Here is an 18,475-nt window from a genome sequence, read left to right on the forward strand (position 1 = left end):
GGTCATGACCGCTCGCACCCTCAAGCTCTACGGCTACCTGCTGGGCGTTTCCCTGTGCGAGACACCATTGCTCAAGCGCCTGCGGGACGACACCCAGGCGTTGCCCAATGGCGCCAGACCGGTCGTTCAAGTTGTTTGTATCGCTGCCGTTACAAGGAGTATCACCTGACGACATGGATGTGGCGTATGGCTATCGGTATCCCGGGCAGTTCGCCTATCGCAATGGCGCCGTTGGCTGCCAGGCCTCTTGCCGCCACTGATGTACCGCGCGAGTCCGTCGCGCTGGTCCGTGTGCCGCCCACGGCTGCGGAAGAGGCCGAGACCCAGGCGCGGATCAAGGCCAATATCGATGAGCAGTTGGCTCAGCTCAACAACCACTCCGAGGCATTCTTGCGGGCGCAGGGACAATTGAGTACCGCCACCGTCGGGCTGCGATCGGTGTTCAATGACTTCAAGAGTTCGCTGGACGAGAACCTGGCAGGCAAGGCCTTCGGTTTTACCGTGGATGCTGACGGCCTGTTGCGGGTTCTCAATACCCACGGCGCCCTCAGTCAGGACGACATGGATCAGCTCAACGAGCTGATGAATAACTCGAACTCGCTGAAAAATGCCGCCCACCAGTACATGAACAGCGCCATCGATTACGTGAACGAAGACCAGAAGGGCCCCCGCATGCTGGGTGCTACCTATTTCCTCGACAAGACCAACTTCGGCGGCATCATCGACCTGGGGGCGGTGGCGGCGGACCCGCGATCAAAAGGCGCGAAGGACGGCTGGCTGACCAGCCAGTTGTGGAACAAGGGGATCAGGACGGGAGGCATCCACGAGGTGGTCTGATCTCCCGCCCGTTCCAGGTTGCCCGGCCTGATTCTTCATCGGGATCGCGGGCGACGGGTCACTTGCTGGCGGACACCCGCCAGATCTTGTTGCCCACATCGTCTGCCACCAGCAGGCCGCCTTGCTGGTCGATCACGACCCCGACCGGCCGGCCCATGGCGTTTTCATCCTTGTCGAGAAAACCCGTCAGCACATCTATCGGCTGGCCATTCGGCTTGCCGTCGGCGAAAGGTACGAAGATCACCTTGTAGCCACTGTGGGGCTTGCGATTCCATGAGCCGTGCTGGCCGATAAAGGCCCCCTGGGTGAACGGCGCCGGGAGCTTGCTGCCCTTGGCAAAGGCCAGTCCCAGTGAGGCTGTATGCGGCCCGACGGCGTAGTCGGGGGCGATGGCCTTGGCGATCATCGCCGGGTCCGAAGGCGACACCCGCACATCCACATGCTGGCCATAGTAGCTGTAGGGCCAGCCGTAGAACCCACCGTCCTTCACCGAGGTGATGTAGTCCGGCACCAGATCGCTGCCGATCTCGTCGCGCTCGTTCACCGCGGTCCACAGTTTGCCGCTCTGTGGTTCCCAGGCGAGGCCGTTGGGATTGCGCAGGCCGGAGGCAAAGATCCGGTGGCTGCGAGTGGCCGGATCGACCTCCCAGATCGCGGCGCGACCTTCCTCCTTGTCCAGGCCGTTTTCGCCGACATTGCTGTTGGAACCGACGGTGACATAGAGCCTTTTACCGTCCTGGCTGGCGATGACATTCTTTGTCCAGTGGTGATTGAGTGTGCCGCCGGGCAAGTCGATCACCTTCACCGGTTGTTCCCTGATCGCGGTTTCATCCGGCTGGTAGTGGAAGCGCAGGAGGGCGTCGGTGTCGGCGACATACAGGTCATTGCCCACCAGCGTCATGCCGAACGGCGAGTTGAGCCCTTCGATAAAGGTTGTGCGTGTTTCCGCGACCCCGTCGTGATCGCCGTCGCGCAGCAGGGTGATGCGATTCGCGCTGGGTACCCCGGCCCCTGCCTTGTCCATGACCTTGCCGGCAATCCAGCCCTTGATACCCCGGCTGTCATCGGGCTTGGCGGGCGAGTTGGTTTCGGCCACCAGGACATCACCGTTGGGCAGTACATACAGCCAGCGTGGATGATCCAGGCCTTCGGCAAATGCACTGACCTGAGTGCCGTTCGCGGCTACAGGTTTGCTGCCCTGTGGCCAGCCGACGGCGGGGGCGATGTTGACCGTGGGAAGGAGGGTCTTGTTCGGTTCCGGGAGCTTGGGCGAAGGGCCGGTGCCATCGGACACCGACAGGGTGGAGCTTTCGCCGCAAGCAGCCAATCCACTGGCGAGCAGAATGATCAGGGCGTGTTTCTGCTGGAACATGCTGAATCTCCGTCGATGCTTACGCTGGTCTAGAAGTAGAGAAGCGTAGTCGGCGCAGGTTCAATCGTTTTGCTCAGGCCTCCTTGAACAGCATGGCGATGCCGGGATGGTAGTGACCGGCCTCGTTGTGCAGCTTGCGGTAGGGATAGGGAAAGTACCAGGCCACGGCGCAGCTGTTGGCCTTTTGCAGGTCGTCGACCATATCCTGCATGTCTTCCGGGCTCGGGCTCTGCTGGGGTTTGAAGGGCGAGACGAACAGGCAGCCGAGCTTCAGGTGATGGGGATAGCTGACCTTTTTCGCATCACTGGCCACATCGAGCAGGGCCGGCATCAGGTTCAGGTTGTTGAACCGCGGCCAGCGCTGGCTGGCCCGGATATACGCCGAGGCGTCCGGCGTGGCGATATGCAGGTCGCAGCGTCCGTTGCGATCATCCTCTTCGGCCTGCTTGCGGGTCTGGAAATGCTCCAGGGTCACCATCTCGGCCGCCCAGGCTGCGGCTGACAGCAAGCCCAGGCTGGCGCGCTCGTTGAACCAGTAAGGCGCCTGGCCGTCGCCAAGTATCTGGTTATAGCGGTCAATGCAGTCTGACCAACGTTCCAGGGCGGGGCGCAGGAATTCCAGTTTCGGGTTGCTGATCGTCAAGCCTTGCATGCTGCTCACCCCTTGTTGTTATTGATCGGGTTATGGCTATTTGATATCACTTTTTTTCAGTGTGACACAAATTCTGGCGCCGGTTTATTGATCCGCGTCGTCTTTTGATCAACGGCGCACTCCTCGGCTTTATTTGACGCTCCACCCCCAACCCTCTAACCTTCGCCGATTGTTTCAGGTGCTCTGTGGCGATCCGTCGACAGAGTGAAACAGGGAAGCCGGTGAGCCCTCAGACAGGTGCGATCCCGGCGCTGCCCCCGCAACGGTAAATGAGTCAAGACTGCGCTTTTCGCCACTGTGCCGACGGCATGGGAAGGCGCGTGGTCCCGCGTTCGCGCCACTCATGAGCCCGGAGACCGGCCTGATCCATCCCACAGCGTCACGGCGGGCGATGCTGGACGGCTTCGGCCGTGCCTGTGTCTGCCCGCCGTTTGCCTTATTCAGCCCCAACGGAGAGCTGCCATGAACGAATCCCCCGATCGAGACGAGCGCCACTTGGCGCGTATGCAGCGCAAGAAGGCGGTGATCGACGAGCGTATCGCCAACGCCCCGAACGAATGTGGTCTGCTGCTGGTACTGACCGGCAACGGCAAGGGCAAGAGCAGTTCGGCGTTTGGCATGCTCGCCCGAGCCATGGGCCATGGCATGCAGTGTGGCGTGGTGCAGTTCATCAAGGGGCGTAACAGTACGGGGGAAGAGCTGTTTTTCCGCCGCTTCCCCGAGCAGGTGCGTTTTCATGTGATGGGCGAGGGCTTTACCTGGGAAACCCAGGACCGCCAGCGTGACATCGCCGCCGCCGAAGCTGCCTGGGCGGTCTCGCGGGAAATGCTCGCCAATCCGCAGATCGGTCTGGTGGTGCTCGACGAGTTGAACATCGCCCTCAAGCACGGCTATCTGGACCTGGACCAGGTCCTCGGCGATCTGCAGGCCCGGCCACCGATGCAGCACGTGCTGGTCACCGGGCGTGGGGCCAGGCCGGAACTGATCGAGCTGGCTGATACCGTCACCGAAATGGGCCTGCTCAAGCATGCATTCCAGGCCGGGATCAAGGCGCAGAAAGGCATCGAACTATGAGTCAAGCGCGTCATTGCCCGGCGGTGCTGATCGCCGCGCCGGCTTCCGGCCAGGGCAAGACCACGGTGACGGCGGCCCTGGCGCGGTTGCACCGTAGCCAGGGGCGCAAGGTCCGGGTGTTCAAGTGTGGCCCGGACTTTCTCGACCCGATGATTCACGAGCGTGCCAGTGGTGCGCCGGTGTACCAGCTCGACCTGTGGATGGTGGGGGCCGAGGAGAGCCGCCGGCTGCTCTGGGAAGCCGCTGGCGAGGCCGATCTGATCCTGATCGAGGGCGTCATGGGGCTCTTCGACGGTACGCCATCGAGCGCTGATCTGGCACGGCACTTTGGCGTACCGGTGCTGGCGGTGATCGATGGTACGGCCATGGCCCAGACATTCGGTGCATTGGCCCTGGGCCTGGCGCGCTACCAGCCGGACCTGCCGTTTGCCGGTGTACTGGCCAACCGGGTCGGCACCCAGCGTCATGCCCAACTGCTCGAAGGCAGCCTGACCGAAGGCCTGCGCTGGTACGGCGCGCTTTCCCGCGAGACCGGGATCGAGCTGCCGAGCCGTCACCTCGGGCTGGTCCAGGCCAGCGAGCTGAACGACCTGGACCGGCGTCTCGATGATGCCGCCCAAGCCCTGGGTTCCAGTTGTGAAGTCGCATTGCCGCCGCCGGTCGAATTTGCCGCGCCGCAAGCCGTCACTCTCGAGCCACTGCTGGCCGGTGTGCGTATCGCGGTGGCCCATGACGAGGCCTTTGCCTTCATCTATGGTGCCAACCTGGATCTGCTGCGTGCGCTGGGTGCCGAACTGTGCTTCTTTTCGCCGATTCATGACCGCGAGCTGCCGCAGGCCGATAGCCTTTATCTGCCGGGCGGCTATCCGGAACTGCACCACCTGACGCTGGCGCAGAACCAGCCGATGCTGGCGGCGATCCGTGCGCACCACGCCGCAGGCAAGCCGCTGCTCGCCGAGTGCGGCGGCATGCTCTATCTGCTCGATGCGTTGACCGATGTCGACGGCCAACGTGCCGAATTGCTCGGCTTGCTGGCGGGCGAGGCGGTGATGCAGAAACGCCTGGCTGCCCTGGCCTTGCAAGCCGTGGATCTGCCGGAAGGTGTGTTGCGCGGGCATACCTACCACCATTCGTTGACCACCACCGAACTGACGCCGATTGCCCGGGGAATGAGCCCCAATGGTGGGCGTGGCGCGGAGGCGGTCTACCGCGCGGAGCGCACGACCGCTTCGTATGTGCACTTTTATTTTCCGTCCAATCCTCGGGCGGTTGCCGCGTTGCTGGCGCCGCAATCCGGGGATTGCCCTTCTGATCCTGCCAAGGCCGGCGCTTTTGATGTGGACGCAGGCTGACCGGGATGCCGGAACGCTGCGAAGAGGCCATGACAGACAAGGTTTTTTCCCTGGAGGAACGCGAGGCAATCTACCGAGCCATCGCGGAGCGTCGCGATATGCGTCACTTTGCCGGAGGTACGGTGGCGCCAGCGTTGTTGGCACGGCTGCTGGAGGCGGCGCATCAGGCGCCCAGCGTGGGTCTGATGCAACCCTGGCGGTTCATCCGGATCAGCGATCGTGCGCTGCGCGGGCAGATCCAGCAGTTGGTGGAAGAGGAGCGGGTGCGTACCGCCGAGGCCTTGGGCGAGCGCTCCGATGAGTTCATGAAGTTGAAGGTCGAGGGCATCAACGATTGTGCCGAGGTGCTGGTGGCGGCGCTGATGGACGGGCGCGAACGGCACATCTTCGGTCGTCGGACGTTGCCGGAGATGGACATGGCGTCGTTATCCTGCGCGATCCAGAACCTCTGGCTGGCCTCGCGAGCCGAGGGCCTGGGCATGGGCTGGGTATCGTTGTTCGAACCGCATGCGTTGGCCGAACTGCTGGAGCTGCCAGCGGGAGCCAAGCCCGTGGCGGTGCTGTGCCTGGGGCCGGTCAAGGCATTCTACCCGGCGCCGATGCTGGTGCTGGAGGGCTGGGCGCAACCGCGACCGTTGAGTGAGTTGTTGTACGAAAATTTCTGGGGAGTGAGTCAATGAGTGTGGCGTTGTTGAGTGTCGCCGGCGTTGCGCTGGATGCGCTGCTGGGCGAACCCAAACGCTGGCATCCGCTGGTGGCGTTCGGTCGTCTGGCCGATCGCATCGAGCAACGCTTCAACGCGGGCGGCCGAGGCTGGCGCAGCCATGGCGTGACGGCCTGGGTGCTGGCGGTGGTGCCGCTGACGCTGCTGGCCACGGCCCTGTCGTGGGCGCCCTATATTGGCTGGCTCATCGAGATCCTGTTTCTCTATGCGGCCCTGGGCATGCGCAGCCTGGGCGAGCACGTGGTGCCGGTGGCCCAGGCGCTGCGCAGTGGCGATCTGGAGCTGGCGCGCCAGCGCGTGGGTTACCTGGTCAGCCGCCAGACCTCGGAGCTGGATGAGTCCGCAGTGGCCCGAGCCGCGACCGAGTCGGTGCTGGAGAATGGCAGCGATGCGATTTTCGCCGCGCTGTTCTGGTTTGCCGTTGCCGGGGTACCCGGGGTGGTGCTGTACCGGCTGAGTAATACTCTTGACGCGATGTGGGGCTATCGTAACGAACGGTTCGAACGTTTCGGCTGGGCAGCGGCTAAGATCGACGATCTGCTCAACTATGTTCCTGCCCGACTGGTGGCCTTGACCTACGCTCTGCTGGGCAACACTCGGCTGGCGCTGAGGTGCTGGTTTACCCAGGGACCCACCTGGGACAGTCCGAACGCCGGGCCGGTGATGGCCGCCGGCGCTGGCGCCCTTGGCGTCGAACTGGGCGGTGAGGCTATCTACCACGGCGAGTTGCACCAGCGTCCGCAATTGGGCGAGGGGCCGGCTGCCGACGCCGACGCGATCGATCGCGGCTGGCAATTGGTGCAGCGTGGGGTATGGCTGTGGTTGCTGATTCTCTGTCTGGGAGCTGAGTTTTATGCTTGAGCACGGCGGGCGGTTGCGCAAGGCGGTGGAACACTACGCGATTGCCGAGGCGGATTGGCTGGACCTGTCCAGCGGCCTGGCGCCTTGGCCCTGGCCGATCCCCGCGATTCCCGAGCGCGCCTGGGCGCGTCTGCCGGAAACCGATGATGGCCTGGAACGCGCCGCCTGTGCCTACTACGGTGCGCCGCTGGCCTTGCCGGTACCCGGTTCCCAGGCGGCGATTCAAGCCTTGCCGCAAGTGCGTCGGGCAGGCAAGGTCGGGGTGCTCTCGCCGTGTTATGCCGAACATGCCGAGGCCTGGCGCCGCAACGGTTACATCGTGCGTGAAGTGCTGGAGCACGAGATCGATTTCTTTCTCGACAGCCTCGACGTGCTGGTGGTGGTCAACCCGAACAACCCCACGGGCCTGAAGCTGTCGCCCGAACAACTGTTGGAGTGGCATGCTCGGCTGGCTCAGCGCGGTGGCTGGCTGGTGGTCGACGAAGCGTTCATGGACAACACCCCGCAACAGAGCCTGGCTGCGCACACCCACAAGGTCGGATTGATCGTGCTGCGTTCGTTCGGCAAGTTCTTTGGCCTGGCCGGTGTACGCCTGGGGTTCGTCCTGGCCGAGCGCAAGCTGCTCAAGCTGTTGGCCGAGCAGATTGGTCCCTGGGCGGTGGCGGGACCGACGCGGGTGCTGGGCCAGGTCTGCCTGGCCGACAGCGCCGGCCACGCCCGGCAGCGACAACGCAGCGAAGAGGCCAGCCAGCGCCTGGAAACCTTGCTGGCAAACCATGGATTCGCCCCCCAGGGCGGCTGTGCGTTGTTCCAATGGCTGATCAGCAACCGCGCCGAACACCTGCACGAATTCATGGCACAGCGCGGGATCCTGCTGCGGCTGTTTGCCCAGAACAGCAGTCTGCGGTTTGGCCTGCCGCCGGACGAAGTCGGTTGGTTGCGCCTGGAGCAGGCGTTCAAGGCTTATAACGAGGAGCACCCATGAGCACCCTGATGGTCCAGGGCACCACCTCGGATGCCGGCAAGAGCACGCTGGTGACGGCGCTGTGCCGCTGGCTGACTCGCCAGGGCATCCGCGTGGTGCCGTTCAAACCCCAGAACATGGCGCTCAACAGCGCGGTGACCGCCGACGGCGGCGAGATCGGCCGGGCCCAGGCGGTCCAGGCCCAGGCGGCCGGGCTGCAACCGCACACCGACATGAACCCGGTACTGCTCAAGCCCAACAGTGACACCGGGGCCCAGGTGATCGTCCATGGCCGCGCAGTCACCACCATGAATGCTGTCGCCTATCACGACTACAAGGCCATCGCCATGCAGGCGGTGCTGGCGTCCCACCAGCGTCTGAGCCGCGACTATCCGGTGGTGATGGTCGAGGGCGCTGGTTCCCCGGCAGAGATCAACCTGCGGGCTGGCGATATTGCCAACATGGGTTTTGCCGAGGCGGTGGATTGTCCGGTGTTGCTGATTGCCGACATCAATCGCGGCGGCGTTTTCGCTCATCTGGTGGGCACCCTGGAGCTGTTGTCGCCGAGCGAGCAGGCCCGGGTGAAGGGCTTCATCATCAACCGTTTTCGGGGCGATATCGCCTTGCTGCAGCCTGGGCTGGATTGGCTGGAGGCCCGCACCGGCAAGCCGGTGATCGGCGTGCTGCCCTATGTCATGGACCTGCACCTGGAGGCCGAGGATGGTCTGGACCGGCGCCAGATCGAAAAGCTCGACCAGGTCCTGAAGGTGGTGGTGCCGGTGTTGCCGCGCATCAGCAACCATACCGACTTTGATCCGTTGCGCCTGCATCCCCAGGTCGACCTGCAGTTCGTCGGCCCCGGCGAGGCGATCCCGGCGGCGGATCTGATCATCCTGCCCGGTTCGAAAAGCGTACGCAGCGACTTGACCTATCTGCGCCAGAATGGCTGGGAAACCGCGATCAACCGGCACCTGCGCTACGGTGGCAAGGTGCTGGGCATTTGTGGTGGCTTGCAGATGCTCGGCGAGCAGGTACACGATCCACTGGGGCTCGAAGGCCCGGCGGGCTCCAGTGCCGGTTTCGGCCTGCTGGCGTTCAGCACCGCGCTTGAGCGCGAGAAGCAGTTGCGCAATGTGCGTGGGCATCTGTCGCTGGAGAACGCCGAGATCAGCGGTTACGAGATTCATGCTGGCGTGACCACCGGCGCGGCGTTGGAGCGGCCGGCGGTACTGCTGGAAGACGGGCGTTGCGACGGCGCCTGCAGTGCCGATGGGCAGATCCTCGGGACCTACCTGCACGGCCTGTTCGAGTCGCCCGATTCCTGTGCGGCGCTGCTGCGCTGGGCCGGGCTGGAAGCGGTACAGGAGGTGGATTATCACGCCCTGCGCGAGCGGGATATCGAACGCCTGGCCGATCTGGTCGAGCGGCATCTGGACACGGCTCGTCTGCGTGAGCTGTGCGGTCTTGATTAAGCGGGTCGATTGAATATGCAGCAACTGATTCTGGGCGGAGCCCGTTCCGGCAAGAGCCGCCTGGCCGAGCGCCTGGCGCAGGAGAGCGGGCTACAGGTGATCTATGTCGCCACCAGCCAACCGCTGGATGGCGAGTTGAGTGAGCGGATTGCCTTGCACCGCCAGCGCCGGCCTGCCCATTGGCAACTCATCGAGGAGCCGCTGCAACTGGCGCGGGTTTTGCGCGACAACGCTGCTGCCGATACCTGTCTGCTGGTGGACTGCCTGACCTTGTGGCTGACCAACCTGCTGATGCTGGATGATGCATCGCGCCTGTCGGCCGAGCGCGACGCCCTGTTGGACTGCCTGGCACATCTGTCGGGCGAAATACTGTTTGTCAGCAACGAGACCGGTCTGGGTGTCGTGCCGCTGGGCGAATTGACTCGCCGCTATGTCGATGAAGCCGGTTGGCTGCATCAAGCCCTGGCCGAACGTTGTCAGCGTGTCGTACTGACCGTTGCCGGCCTGCCCCTGACTTTGAAAGGACCTGCGTTATGAATCAATCGTGGTGGCTGGACCCATGCAAGGCAATCGACGGGCAAGCCCGGGACGCGGCGTTCGAGCGTCAGCAGCAGTTGACCAAACCCACCGGTTCGCTCGGCCTGCTGGAGCAGGTGGCGGTACAGCTGGCCGGTTTGCAGGGTCGGCTCAAGCCGCGTGTTGACCACTTGTGGATCGCGATTTTCGCCGGTGACCATGGCGTGGTCGCGGAGGGCGTATCGGCCTACCCGCAGGAAGTCACCGGGCAGATGCTGGCCAATTTTGTTGCCGGCGGTGCGGCGATCAGCGTGTTGGCGCGGCAGTTGGGGGCGCAGTTGGATGTGAATGACCTCGGTACTGTCACGCCGATGCTCAATCTGCCGGGCGTGCGTCATTTGCAGATCGGTGCGGGTACCGCGAACTTCACCCAGGGACCGGCGATGACCGAGGCCCAGGGCCGGCTTGCGCTGGAGGCCGGGCGTGACAGCGTGCGGCGTGCCGTGGCGGCCGGGAGCGAGCTGTTCATCGGCGGTGAAATGGGTATCGGCAATACCACCTCGGCGAGCGCGGTGGCGTGCGCCTTGCTCGGCTGCCCGGCGAGCCTGCTTGCCGGTCCGGGCACCGGTTTGGATGCGGCGGGGATCAGTCGCAAGACGCAGGTGATCGAGCGGGCGCTGGCGTTGCATGCCGGGCAGGCCAGCGAGCCTTTGCAGGCCCTGTTGCGCTTCGGTGGCTTCGAGATCGCGGCATTGACCGGGGCTTATCTGGCCTGTGCCCAGGAAGGCGTGGCGGCACTGGTCGACGGTTTCATCTGCAGCGTGGCGGCGATGGTCGCGGTGCGGCTGAATCCTGGCTGCCGCGACTGGCTGATTTTTGGTCATCGTGGCGCAGAGCTGGGTCATCGGCATGTGTTGGAAACCCTGTTGGCCGAGCCGTTGCTGGAATTGGACTTGCGCCTGGGGGAAGGCAGCGGCGCGGCGTTGGCGGTGCCACTGGTGCGCCTGGCCTGTGACCTGCACGGCCAGATGGCGACCTTTGCCGAAGCGGCAGTGGCGGATCGGCCGGCATGACCACGCTGCATCTGGACCTGCTGCGCCATGGCGAAACCGAACAAGGCGGTGGCCTGCGCGGCAGCCTGGACGATGCCCTGACCGACCAGGGCTGGGAGCAGATGCGTCAGGCGGTGTTGGGGCGTGGTCCCTGGCGCCGATTGGTGAGTTCGCCCCTGCAGCGTTGTGCCCGGTTTGCCGAGGAACTGGGCGAACGGCTCAGGTTGCCCGTCGAGCTGGAAAGGGATCTGCAGGAGCTGCATTTTGGAACCTGGGAAGGACAGAGCGCGGCGGCGTTGATGCAGACCGATGCCGAAGCCCTGGGGCGCTTCTGGACTGACCCTTATGGGTTCACTCCGCCGGAAGGTGAGCCGGTATCGCAATTTGCCGAGCGGGTGCTGGCGGCAGTGGCACGTTTGCAGCAGCGCTACGCGGGCGAACGGGTATTGCTCATCAGTCATGGTGGGGTGATGAAGCTGCTGCTGGCCCAGGCCCGGAGATTGCCTCGCGAGCAACTGCTGCAGGTCGAAGTGGCACACGGTGCGATGTTCACCTTGCAGGTGTCGGTTGAGGGTCGGCTGGAGGAGCTGCAGTGAGTCTGCTGCCGTTCTGGATTGCCCTGCAGTTTCTCAGCAGTCTGCCGATTCGCTTGCCAGGCATGCCGCAACCCCAGGAGTTGGGGCGTTCGTTGCTCTGGTATCCACTGGTTGGCCTGCTGCTGGGCAGCGGCCTGTACGGGGTCGACTGGCTGTTGTCGGCAGCACCACCCATGCTGCATGCCGCCTTGCTGCTGACGCTTTGGGTGCTGTTCAGCGGCGGTCTGCACCTGGATGGGCTGGCTGACAGCGCCGATGCCTGGTTGGGCGGTTTTGGTGATCGGGAGCGGACGCTGACGATCATGAAGGACCCGCGCAGTGGGCCGATTGCCGTGGTGACGCTGGTCCTGGTCCTGCTGTTGAAGTTCTGTGCCTTGCTGGCGCTGATCGAGCAACAGCAGACCTTCGCCCTGATCCTGGCCCCGCTGATCGGGCGCACTGCGTTGTTGGGCCTGTTCCTGGTGACGCCGTATGTGCGCTCTGGCGGATTGGGCCAGGCACTGGCCGATCATCTGCCGCGGCGTACCGGTTGGCAGGTGTTGCTGGTGAGCGCCCTGGCCTGTCTGGTGCTGGCAGGATGGCACGGGGCGGTTGCGCTGTTGTTGGCGACGGGGTGTTTCTGCTGGTTGCGACACCTGATGATGCGGCGCTTGGGCGGTACGACCGGCGATACCGCCGGAGCGCTGCTGGAATTGCTGGAGATGACGGTGCTGGTCGGGTTGGCACTGCTCTGAGAGACGTCCCGGGTGCCTGTGAGTATTGATTGAACTTGTATTTCAAAAGTAACGGGTATATACACGCATCATGTTATCCACAGACTGCTTATGCATCAGCCTGCGTCGCGCCGCTCGTGGCGTCAGCAGGCATTACGACGGCGCTCTTGACGGCTTCGGGATCAACGTTGCGCAGTATTCTTTGCTGTGCAATCTCCGGCGTCTGGATAAACCGAGTATTTCAGGACTGGCCGAGGCGATGGGGCTGGACCGCAGCACCCTGGGCCGTAATCTGCGGGTACTCGAAGGCGAGGGCCTGGTGAAGATGAGCGAGGGCTCGGACCAGCGTAATCGCCTGGTCTGTCTGACGGCATTGGGGGCTCAGCGGCTGGATGAGGCCTTTCCCGCCTGGGAGGCGGCGCAGCAGCGCCTGGCCGAGCGGCTCGGTGATGAAAAGCGCGCCGCCTTGCTGGCGTTGTTGGATGAACTGGCAGATGGCGAGTAATCGCCTTCATTTGAATCAAAGCGGGTATATACCCGTTATCGGAGAACAATAATGACATCGCTCTGGCGTAGCAGCGGCTGGATTCTTCTCGGGAGTGCGCTGATTCTGGCGTTATCGCTGGGGGTACGGCATGGCTTCGGCCTGTTCCTGCCGCCGATGAGTGCACAGTTCGGCTGGGGGCGTGAGGTGTTTGCCTTTGCCATTGCCTTGCAGAACCTGATCTGGGGGCTGGCACAGCCCTTTACCGGGGCGCTGGCCGACCGTTTCGGCGCGGCCAGGGTGGTGCTGGTCGGCGGCCTGCTGTACGCCCTTGGGCTGGTGTTCATGGGGCTGTCCGATTCGGCCTTGAGCCTGTCGCTGAGCGCCGGCCTGCTGATTGGCGTCGGCCTCTCGGGGACTTCCTTCTCGGTGATTCTCGGCGTGGTCGGAAGGGCTGTCGCACCCGAGCAGCGCAGCATTGCCATGGGCATTGCCAGTGCTGCCGGCTCGTTCGGCCAGTTTGCGATGTTGCCGGGCACCCTGGGACTGATCGGCTGGCTGGGCTGGTCGTCGGCCTTGTTGGTACTCGGTGTGCTGGTGGCGCTGATCGTGCCACTGGTGGCCATGCTCAAGGACCAGCCACTGCCGGTCCTGGCCGGCGAGCAGACGCTGGCTGAGGCGTTACGCGAAGCCTGTGCGCATCCTGGCTTCTGGTTGCTGGCATTCGGATTTTTCGTCTGTGGCTTCCAGGTGGTGTTCATTGGTGTGCACCTGCCGGCTTATCTGGTGGACCAGCATCTGCCGGCCAGTGTCGGGACCACGGTGCTGGCACTGATTGGCCTGTTCAACATCTTCGGGACCTACACCGCCGGCTGGCTTGGCGGACGGATGTCCAAGCCGCGCCTGCTGACCGCCCTGTATCTGGCCCGGGCAGCGGTGATCGGGCTGTTTCTCTGGCTGCCGGTAACCCAGACCAGTGTCTATCTGTTCGGCATGGCCATGGGCTTTCTCTGGCTATCGACCGTACCGTTGACCAACGGTACCGTGGCGACCCTTTTTGGGGTACGAAACCTTTCCATGTTGGGTGGGATAGTTTTCCTGTTCCACCAGTTGGGCTCCTTCCTCGGCGGCTGGCTGGGCGGTGTGGTGTATGACCGCATGGGCAGCTACGACCTGATCTGGCAGGTGGCAATTCTCCTGAGCCTGTTGGCGGCGGCCCTGAATTGGCCGGTCCGCGAGCGGCCAGTGGCGCGTCTTCAGGCGCAAGCGGGGGCGGCGTGAGTTCGCTGTGGTCGAAGGTGTTGGCCCTGGCCGTTCTGGCGCTCTTGCTGGTACTCGCCTGGTGGGGCTGGCATCGTGGCGGCCTGGCGCTGATGCAACTGGGCATGGGCGTTTGTTAGGGGAGGCTTGCTAGGGCAGCGCGCAGGCGAGTAACGTCGTAGAGTGAGTTCTTTACCTGAGGATGCAGGATATGGCGATGCGCTGGTTACTGGTGCCTACGGTTTTGCTGGCTTTTTCGGGGGCTGCCGCAGCGGCCGATTGTCCCGCGTTGTTGCAGGGACAGTTACCCAAGTTGCGAGCCAAGGAGTCCATCGATCTGTGCCAGAAGTTCGCCGGCAAGCCGCTGGTGATCGTCAATACCGCCAGCTTCTGCGGCTTCGCACCTCAGTTCAAGGGGCTGGAGGCGCTGTATCAGCGCTACAAGGGGCAGGGGCTGGAATTGATCGGTGTGCCGTCCGATGACTTCAAGCAGGAGTCCAAGGACGGTGCCGAGACGGCCAAGGTCTGCTACGTGAACTACGGTGTCACCTTCACCATGACCGAGCCGCAGGTGGTCAGGGGCGAGAATGCGGTGCATCTGTTCAAGGTCCTGGGCGAGCAGGGCGGGGCGCCGAAGTGGAATTTCTACAAGTATGTGGTGGATCGCCAGGGCAAGTTGATCGCGCATTTTTCCAGCCTGACCAAGCCGGATAGTCCGGAGTTGATCGAGGCGGTGGAAAAGGCGATTGCTTCGAAACCCTGAGAACACAGCCATTAAAAAACCCGCCGAGGCGGGTTTTTTTCTGTTTAACCGATAAGCCGTTCAGGCTCTCTGCGGATCAGAACTTGTACGTTGCGCCCAGGCCATAGCCCCACGCGCTGTTTTCGTACTTGGCGCTGTAGTTGTTCAGAGTGTTGCTCTTGTTGACGGTAACATCTTCTTCCTTCAGGTAGGAGACCGCTGCATCAATGGTCAGGTTATCGCTAATGGCGTACCCCAGGCCCGCACTGAGGATGGTGCGATCGCCGGTCGGAATGCGTGGCGAACGATCAGTGTTGTTGGTTGGCGACTGGTCGAAGGTCAGACCAGTACGAACTACCCATTGCTTGTTCAACTGGTACGAAGTGCCTACGGCATAAGCCCAGGTATCGTGCCAATTCTGTGGCTCGCTGATAGAGCCGAACAGTGCTGGTGCCACTCCAACCGGGGAGGCTGCGGTGACACCTTCATTGTTGACGGTGATGTCTTTCAGACGACTCCAGCGAGTCCAAGTGGCACCTGCATATAGCTTCCAGGCATCGTTCATATCCTGGGTGACCGACAGATCGTACGATTCAGGCGTTTCGATTTTCAGCGAAGCGTCATAGCGAGCACTTTGTAGAAGAGCACCTGGAGTACCGGCACCTGGAGTAATGTCAGTATGCCCTTCAAGCTTGTACTTCACCTTCGAGTGATAGGTCAGGCCTACGCGGGTGGTATCGGTCGCCTGGACCAGAATACCTGCGTTGAAGCCCAGAGCTGTGTCATCACCCTTGATCTTGACATTGGTGTCGTTCGGCAGGAATGGGCTGAGCCTAATATCCGATTGTAGCTCACCGGAGATACGGTTGATGGTCGGACCGAAACCGATCGACACCTTGTCGTTGAAGGCGTAGCTGATGGTTGGCTGCAAGGTGACGACCTTGACTTCGCTCTTGCTACCAAAAGCGCGGCCCTGGAAGTTGCTTTCGTAGTTGGTTACCAGGCCGAACGGTGCATAGGCACCGAAACCGACTGCCCAGTTGTCGTTGAGGCGGTTTGTGTAAAACAGCATTGGAACCGTGGTGAACGGCACCATGTCGCCCTTGTTGGTGCCGCTGTAGCGGCCGCTTGCATCCTTGATATCGGTGGTTGCATCAATGGACGCAGCGCCGACAGTAATTTGCTGGCCCGCAAGACGGGACATACCGGCAGGGTTGCCATAGACAGTGCTTGCATCATCGGCAGCGGACGATCGACCCGCAAAACCAGTACCCATCCCGCTGATACTCTGTTCGTTGAGAGCAAAGCCGCTCGCGAACAGTTGGGTGGATGCCAGGGTAACGGCGAGGCTGAGTGTGGTCTTGAGCATTACTTTTTTCATTATTAGAACTCCGTGGTGATCACCGAGGCGAAAATTACCAACATTTTTGCTTTGGCGCTATAGGCTGTATCGCAGGAGATAGAGCGGTTTTGTAGGACAATCCAACCAGAATCGTCAGGTTTTTCTGAATTCGATGTTGAATGACTAGCAAGCGACAAAATTGACCGATGAGTCACAATTTTTCCAGGCCTGGGTGAAGTCGCGTAAACGTCCCTGTGGCTGGAAAGTCTGTCGCCAGATCCGCGCCATTCCGATCAGGTCGTCTATGGCCGGCAGTCGCAGTTGCTGTTGTTCGATCAGCAGCCAGGCAATGGCGGTGGCATAGCGCAGGTTGACGGTCAGTTCGAGATGCGGGCTGCTCAGAAAGGCATGTTGGCTGGCCAGGCCGCGCACCAGGCTGGCCAGTTCCGGGTCTTGGGCCAGGTAGTGGTCCCAGAGTTCGGCGTGGCGGCGTTCGCCGATTCGATACAGGCCGTGACCGCTGCGATTGTGCAGGGCCGAGCCCAGGTCCGATTGGCTGGCGGCGATGCCCAGCAGCAGGGCTTCTGCGCATTGACTGTGACGACCCAGGTACATCAGGGTCGGGCGAATCACATAGAGGCGCAATTCCCTCGCGGCAATACCCATGGCACCCTCAAGACTGCTCGTTATCTGGTAGTCGGCCGGCGAGACCTGGCGCTTGGCAGCAGTGGATCGATCAGGTCTGCCGGAAGCGACCCGGGTCGCTTGAGTTGAAGTGTAGTGTCATATCTTTGCTGTAAAGGCCTGTTTTTAAAATATTTAAAACTCGCACTTAAAACTCATATATTTATTGGCGATTAGGCTGGTCAGCAAAATTGCGAAATTTCAGACAATAAAAAGCCCCGCTTGTAGGGCGGGGCTGATGTCTTGCCGTTCGTCCGAAACTCAGGCAATCAAGGCCTGGCGGGTGCGTTCGATTACCGCCTGCAGGGGTTCGGCGCTCGAGTACTGGTCAGGATAAAGACGTTCGCTGTGGCGAGCGATCCCGTGTTCGTTGACCAGTGTGAAGCTGAAGCAGCCTTTGCGGGCGGCCATGATCAGGCAGTTCATTGGAGCAAAGGCGTCGGCCAGTGTGCGAATGGCGTCTTGGGTGTGAATTTGAGTCGACATAATTATTGGTGTTCCTACAAATGACACGGTATCTGAACCGTGCAACATTAAAACGTTCCAGTAATGCCGGGCCACCATTGGCCGGAAAAAGAACCTGACTGGAACAAGGCAGCCAGTTTGCAGCGCTTGAAATATAAGTGGCGCGGCTGGCAGGTAGGTACTCAGGAGGGCAGGCAATCACGACACGGGCAAAGGTTCTGGGCCCGGGGTGAAGATCCTGATCAATTTGCAGGTTGGTTCGGTCAGAGAAAAATTATTGGCAACACCCTTTGCTATTGAGTCAAAGGCTGTGTTCGCGCAAGTTTTACCTGGAAACCATCGAGGTGGTCGTTCCCTGTTTTCAGTCGCCGGCTTCTTTGAAGGGGCAGATCAAGGGATTTATTCGACCAGAATTGACTTTCAGCTTGGTACTAACGAGGCGGATAGTAGCTTGTTGAGCATTGAAAGGGAAGAGGGATTTGAAAAAAAACGGAAGATCGTGGTCGATCCCCAGGTGGCTGCCCTGTGGTTGGCGATCTGCTCGATAGGGAGGCATTTGGCGCTGGGCATTCTGTTTGTCGCCAGGCCCTGTTTCCTCTGCTTGTGCAAAAAAGGTGCGCGGATATAACGGTGCACGCTTCACTTGTGCACATTATTGGACCGGCTTGTCTCCTCGTGCTCATCTCGTTCTCCGGGCCCGTGAATGCCTGTATTGGAAATACAAGTCAATGAAAAATATCGTCTTTTTTTATTGGTGAAAAAATCGACAGTTTGACTGCGGGCCCCGTTCCATGGGGCTTTGCGAGGCTTAAAGGGGGGTTGTCCACTGAGTTATCCACAGCTTCTGTGGATTGTCCCAAGCGCTTGCTCTAGCTCGGGCATGTGACGTTTTTTCGACTTTACCTTCGTCGAAAAAAGAGTAGAGTGGCGCGCCCTGCGATTTGCCCTACTACCTGATATGAAGTTTCGTTCGACCTCATCCTCTCCATCTTCGTCCAATACGATTGCAACCACGCCCAAGCGCTTTTCGCTGCGCGTGGCGCTCTGGTTGCTGGACAGCCCGAGCCTGGGCGAAAACCCCAGCGTCAAGCATTTCGCCGGACGCCTGCTGAAACAACCGGCGCGTCAGGGCGTGGTCCTGGCCCAGCGGCGCCTGGGGCAGTTGATGTGTCGTGATTGCGGCAGTTCCCGCGAGCGGCGTATTGGTCACGACCTGTTGCGTCAGGCGGCTCGCGCTGGTGATCCGGTGGCACGGCGCGAACTGGGTCTGCTCGAAGACTGAGCTGTCCCTGGGGTGGCGCGTTCGCTACCCT

General features: G+C 61.9%; 22 protein-coding genes, 1 pseudogene and 1 riboswitch. Of the genes and pseudogenes, 18 read left to right on the forward strand and 5 right to left on the reverse strand.

Features of this window, described 5'->3' with window-relative positions; all coding sequences use genetic code 11:
* Positions 1-4: 4 nt before the first annotated feature.
* Together BLU37_RS29015 and BLU37_RS14160 are read left to right on the forward strand one after the other, a co-directional pair.
* Positions 5-106: pseudogene (locus BLU37_RS29015) on the forward strand (SAM-dependent methyltransferase); the annotation flags it as partial.
* 80 nt (positions 107-186) lie between these two features.
* Positions 187-837: a hypothetical protein gene (locus BLU37_RS14160; RefSeq protein ID WP_090205785.1), complete on the forward strand. Its 651-nt coding sequence runs from the start codon at positions 187-189 to the stop codon at positions 835-837.
* Between the two features lie 58 nt (positions 838-895).
* Here BLU37_RS14160 and BLU37_RS14165 read toward each other — a convergent pair whose 3' ends face one another.
* The gene (locus tag BLU37_RS14165; protein WP_090205788.1) at positions 896-2,209 is read right to left on the reverse strand and encodes a PQQ-dependent sugar dehydrogenase; all 1,314 of its coding nucleotides are present in this window, start codon (positions 2,207-2,209) and stop codon (positions 896-898) included.
* Between the two features lie 73 nt (positions 2,210-2,282).
* Positions 2,283-2,861 (reverse strand): hypothetical protein, encoded by a 579-nt coding sequence (locus BLU37_RS14170; RefSeq protein ID WP_090205790.1) that lies wholly within the window; start codon positions 2,859-2,861, stop codon positions 2,283-2,285.
* A gap of 159 nt (positions 2,862-3,020) precedes the next feature.
* Positions 3,021-3,240: riboswitch (cobalamin riboswitch) on the forward strand.
* Positions 3,241-3,323: 83 nt separating this feature from the next.
* Here BLU37_RS14170 and cobO point away from each other — a divergent pair.
* The 14 genes from cobO to BLU37_RS14235 all read left to right on the forward strand — a co-directional run bounded on the left by cobO (position 3,324) and on the right by BLU37_RS14235 (position 14,692).
* The gene (cobO, locus tag BLU37_RS14175) at positions 3,324-3,935 is read left to right on the forward strand and encodes a cob(I)yrinic acid a,c-diamide adenosyltransferase (protein WP_029533259.1); all 612 of its coding nucleotides are present in this window, start codon (positions 3,324-3,326) and stop codon (positions 3,933-3,935) included.
* Positions 3,932-5,287, forward strand: a complete 1,356-nt coding sequence (locus BLU37_RS14180) for a cobyrinate a,c-diamide synthase (RefSeq protein WP_090205793.1) — start codon at positions 3,932-3,934, stop codon at positions 5,285-5,287. The genes cobO and BLU37_RS14180 overlap by 4 nt, the downstream gene beginning before the upstream one ends.
* Before the next feature lie 29 nt (positions 5,288-5,316).
* Positions 5,317-5,967: a 5,6-dimethylbenzimidazole synthase gene (gene bluB / locus BLU37_RS14185; RefSeq protein ID WP_090210943.1), complete on the forward strand. Its 651-nt coding sequence runs from the start codon at positions 5,317-5,319 to the stop codon at positions 5,965-5,967.
* Positions 5,964-6,872, forward strand: coding sequence for an adenosylcobinamide-phosphate synthase CbiB (gene cbiB, locus BLU37_RS14190; protein ID WP_090205796.1), 909 nt, complete (start codon positions 5,964-5,966; stop codon positions 6,870-6,872). Before bluB ends, cbiB begins: the two co-directional genes overlap by 4 nt.
* Positions 6,865-7,857 carry a threonine-phosphate decarboxylase CobD gene (cobD, locus tag BLU37_RS14195; protein WP_090205798.1) on the forward strand — a complete coding sequence of 331 codons (993 nt, stop codon included), beginning with the start codon at positions 6,865-6,867 and terminating at the stop codon, positions 7,855-7,857. The genes cbiB and cobD overlap by 8 nt, the downstream gene beginning before the upstream one ends.
* The gene (locus BLU37_RS14200; RefSeq protein ID WP_090205801.1) at positions 7,854-9,308 is read left to right on the forward strand and encodes a cobyric acid synthase; all 1,455 of its coding nucleotides are present in this window, start codon (positions 7,854-7,856) and stop codon (positions 9,306-9,308) included. The genes cobD and BLU37_RS14200 overlap by 4 nt, the downstream gene beginning before the upstream one ends.
* 15 nt (positions 9,309-9,323) lie before the next feature.
* Positions 9,324-9,845: a bifunctional adenosylcobinamide kinase/adenosylcobinamide-phosphate guanylyltransferase gene (gene cobU / locus BLU37_RS14205; RefSeq protein WP_090205804.1), complete on the forward strand. Its 522-nt coding sequence runs from the start codon at positions 9,324-9,326 to the stop codon at positions 9,843-9,845.
* Positions 9,842-10,897: a nicotinate-nucleotide--dimethylbenzimidazole phosphoribosyltransferase gene (gene cobT, locus BLU37_RS14210; RefSeq protein ID WP_010448029.1), complete on the forward strand. Its 1,056-nt coding sequence runs from the start codon at positions 9,842-9,844 to the stop codon at positions 10,895-10,897. Before cobU ends, cobT begins: the two co-directional genes overlap by 4 nt.
* Positions 10,894-11,472, forward strand: coding sequence for an alpha-ribazole phosphatase family protein (gene cobC / locus BLU37_RS14215; RefSeq protein WP_090205806.1), 579 nt, complete (start codon positions 10,894-10,896; stop codon positions 11,470-11,472). Before cobT ends, cobC begins: the two co-directional genes overlap by 4 nt.
* Before the next feature lie 2 nt (positions 11,473-11,474).
* Positions 11,475-12,206 (forward strand): adenosylcobinamide-GDP ribazoletransferase, encoded by a 732-nt coding sequence (locus tag BLU37_RS14220; RefSeq protein WP_090210944.1) that lies wholly within the window; start codon positions 11,475-11,477, stop codon positions 12,204-12,206.
* 70 nt (positions 12,207-12,276) lie between these two features.
* Positions 12,277-12,690: a MarR family winged helix-turn-helix transcriptional regulator gene (locus BLU37_RS14225; RefSeq protein ID WP_010448035.1), complete on the forward strand. Its 414-nt coding sequence runs from the start codon at positions 12,277-12,279 to the stop codon at positions 12,688-12,690.
* A gap of 51 nt (positions 12,691-12,741) precedes the next feature.
* Complete coding sequence (locus BLU37_RS14230) at positions 12,742-13,950, forward strand: MFS transporter (RefSeq protein ID WP_090205808.1); 1,209 nt, start codon at positions 12,742-12,744, stop codon at positions 13,948-13,950.
* A complete protein-coding gene (locus BLU37_RS29670) occupies positions 13,947-14,069 on the forward strand; it encodes a hypothetical protein (protein ID WP_019363163.1) in 123 nt (40 codons plus the stop codon). The genes BLU37_RS14230 and BLU37_RS29670 overlap by 4 nt, the downstream gene beginning before the upstream one ends.
* 71 nt (positions 14,070-14,140) lie before the next feature.
* Positions 14,141-14,692 (forward strand): glutathione peroxidase, encoded by a 552-nt coding sequence (locus BLU37_RS14235; protein ID WP_090205812.1) that lies wholly within the window; start codon positions 14,141-14,143, stop codon positions 14,690-14,692.
* 76 nt (positions 14,693-14,768) lie between these two features.
* Here BLU37_RS14235 and BLU37_RS14240 read toward each other — a convergent pair whose 3' ends face one another.
* The 3 genes from BLU37_RS14240 to BLU37_RS14250 form a co-directional block, all read right to left on the reverse strand.
* Positions 14,769-16,052 (reverse strand): OmpP1/FadL family transporter, encoded by a 1,284-nt coding sequence (locus BLU37_RS14240; protein ID WP_090205815.1) that lies wholly within the window; start codon positions 16,050-16,052, stop codon positions 14,769-14,771.
* Positions 16,053-16,196: 144 nt separating this feature from the next.
* Positions 16,197-16,679, reverse strand: coding sequence for a hypothetical protein (locus BLU37_RS14245; RefSeq protein ID WP_090205818.1), 483 nt, complete (start codon positions 16,677-16,679; stop codon positions 16,197-16,199).
* Between the two features lie 279 nt (positions 16,680-16,958).
* Positions 16,959-17,183, reverse strand: coding sequence for a hypothetical protein (locus tag BLU37_RS14250; RefSeq protein WP_010448046.1), 225 nt, complete (start codon positions 17,181-17,183; stop codon positions 16,959-16,961).
* 208 nt (positions 17,184-17,391) lie between these two features.
* On the opposite strand from BLU37_RS14250, the gene BLU37_RS14255 reads away from it, so the two are divergent.
* Positions 17,392-17,790 (forward strand): hypothetical protein, encoded by a 399-nt coding sequence (locus BLU37_RS14255; protein WP_090205820.1) that lies wholly within the window; start codon positions 17,392-17,394, stop codon positions 17,788-17,790.
* Between the two features lie 330 nt (positions 17,791-18,120).
* A complete protein-coding gene (locus BLU37_RS14260; RefSeq protein WP_036998690.1) occupies positions 18,121-18,444 on the forward strand; it encodes an SEL1-like repeat protein in 324 nt (107 codons plus the stop codon).
* Positions 18,445-18,475: the final 31 nt, after the last annotated feature.

Origin of the sequence: Pseudomonas asplenii (assembly GCF_900105475.1) — a bacterium.
Lineage (GTDB): Bacteria > Pseudomonadota > Gammaproteobacteria > Pseudomonadales > Pseudomonadaceae > Aquipseudomonas > Aquipseudomonas asplenii.

Excerpts from the sequence above, each read along its gene's own strand:
- BLU37_RS14160 (WP_090205785.1), top strand. The coding sequence starts at position 187 with ATGGCTATCGGTATCCCGGGCAGTTCGCCTATCGCAATGGCGCCGTTG.
- BLU37_RS14165 (WP_090205788.1), bottom strand. The coding sequence starts at position 2,209 with ATGTTCCAGCAGAAACACGCCCTGATCATTCTGCTCGCCAGTGGATTG.
- BLU37_RS14170 (WP_090205790.1), bottom strand. The coding sequence starts at position 2,861 with ATGCAAGGCTTGACGATCAGCAACCCGAAACTGGAATTCCTGCGCCCC.
- cobO (WP_029533259.1), top strand. The coding sequence starts at position 3,324 with ATGAACGAATCCCCCGATCGAGACGAGCGCCACTTGGCGCGTATGCAG.
- BLU37_RS14180 (WP_090205793.1), top strand. The coding sequence starts at position 3,932 with ATGAGTCAAGCGCGTCATTGCCCGGCGGTGCTGATCGCCGCGCCGGCT.
- bluB (WP_090210943.1), top strand. The coding sequence starts at position 5,317 with ATGACAGACAAGGTTTTTTCCCTGGAGGAACGCGAGGCAATCTACCGA.
- cbiB (WP_090205796.1), top strand. The coding sequence starts at position 5,964 with ATGAGTGTGGCGTTGTTGAGTGTCGCCGGCGTTGCGCTGGATGCGCTG.
- cobD (WP_090205798.1), top strand. The coding sequence starts at position 6,865 with ATGCTTGAGCACGGCGGGCGGTTGCGCAAGGCGGTGGAACACTACGCG.
- BLU37_RS14200 (WP_090205801.1), top strand. The coding sequence starts at position 7,854 with ATGAGCACCCTGATGGTCCAGGGCACCACCTCGGATGCCGGCAAGAGC.
- cobU (WP_090205804.1), top strand. The coding sequence starts at position 9,324 with ATGCAGCAACTGATTCTGGGCGGAGCCCGTTCCGGCAAGAGCCGCCTG.
- cobT (WP_010448029.1), top strand. The coding sequence starts at position 9,842 with ATGAATCAATCGTGGTGGCTGGACCCATGCAAGGCAATCGACGGGCAA.
- cobC (WP_090205806.1), top strand. The coding sequence starts at position 10,894 with ATGACCACGCTGCATCTGGACCTGCTGCGCCATGGCGAAACCGAACAA.
- BLU37_RS14225 (WP_010448035.1), top strand. The coding sequence starts at position 12,277 with ATGTTATCCACAGACTGCTTATGCATCAGCCTGCGTCGCGCCGCTCGT.
- BLU37_RS14230 (WP_090205808.1), top strand. The coding sequence starts at position 12,742 with ATGACATCGCTCTGGCGTAGCAGCGGCTGGATTCTTCTCGGGAGTGCG.
- BLU37_RS14235 (WP_090205812.1), top strand. The coding sequence starts at position 14,141 with ATGGCGATGCGCTGGTTACTGGTGCCTACGGTTTTGCTGGCTTTTTCG.
- BLU37_RS14240 (WP_090205815.1), bottom strand. The coding sequence starts at position 16,052 with ATGAAAAAAGTAATGCTCAAGACCACACTCAGCCTCGCCGTTACCCTG.
- BLU37_RS14245 (WP_090205818.1), bottom strand. The coding sequence starts at position 16,679 with ATGGGTATTGCCGCGAGGGAATTGCGCCTCTATGTGATTCGCCCGACC.
- BLU37_RS14250 (WP_010448046.1), bottom strand. The coding sequence starts at position 17,183 with ATGTCGACTCAAATTCACACCCAAGACGCCATTCGCACACTGGCCGAC.
- BLU37_RS14260 (WP_036998690.1), top strand. The coding sequence starts at position 18,121 with ATGAAGTTTCGTTCGACCTCATCCTCTCCATCTTCGTCCAATACGATT.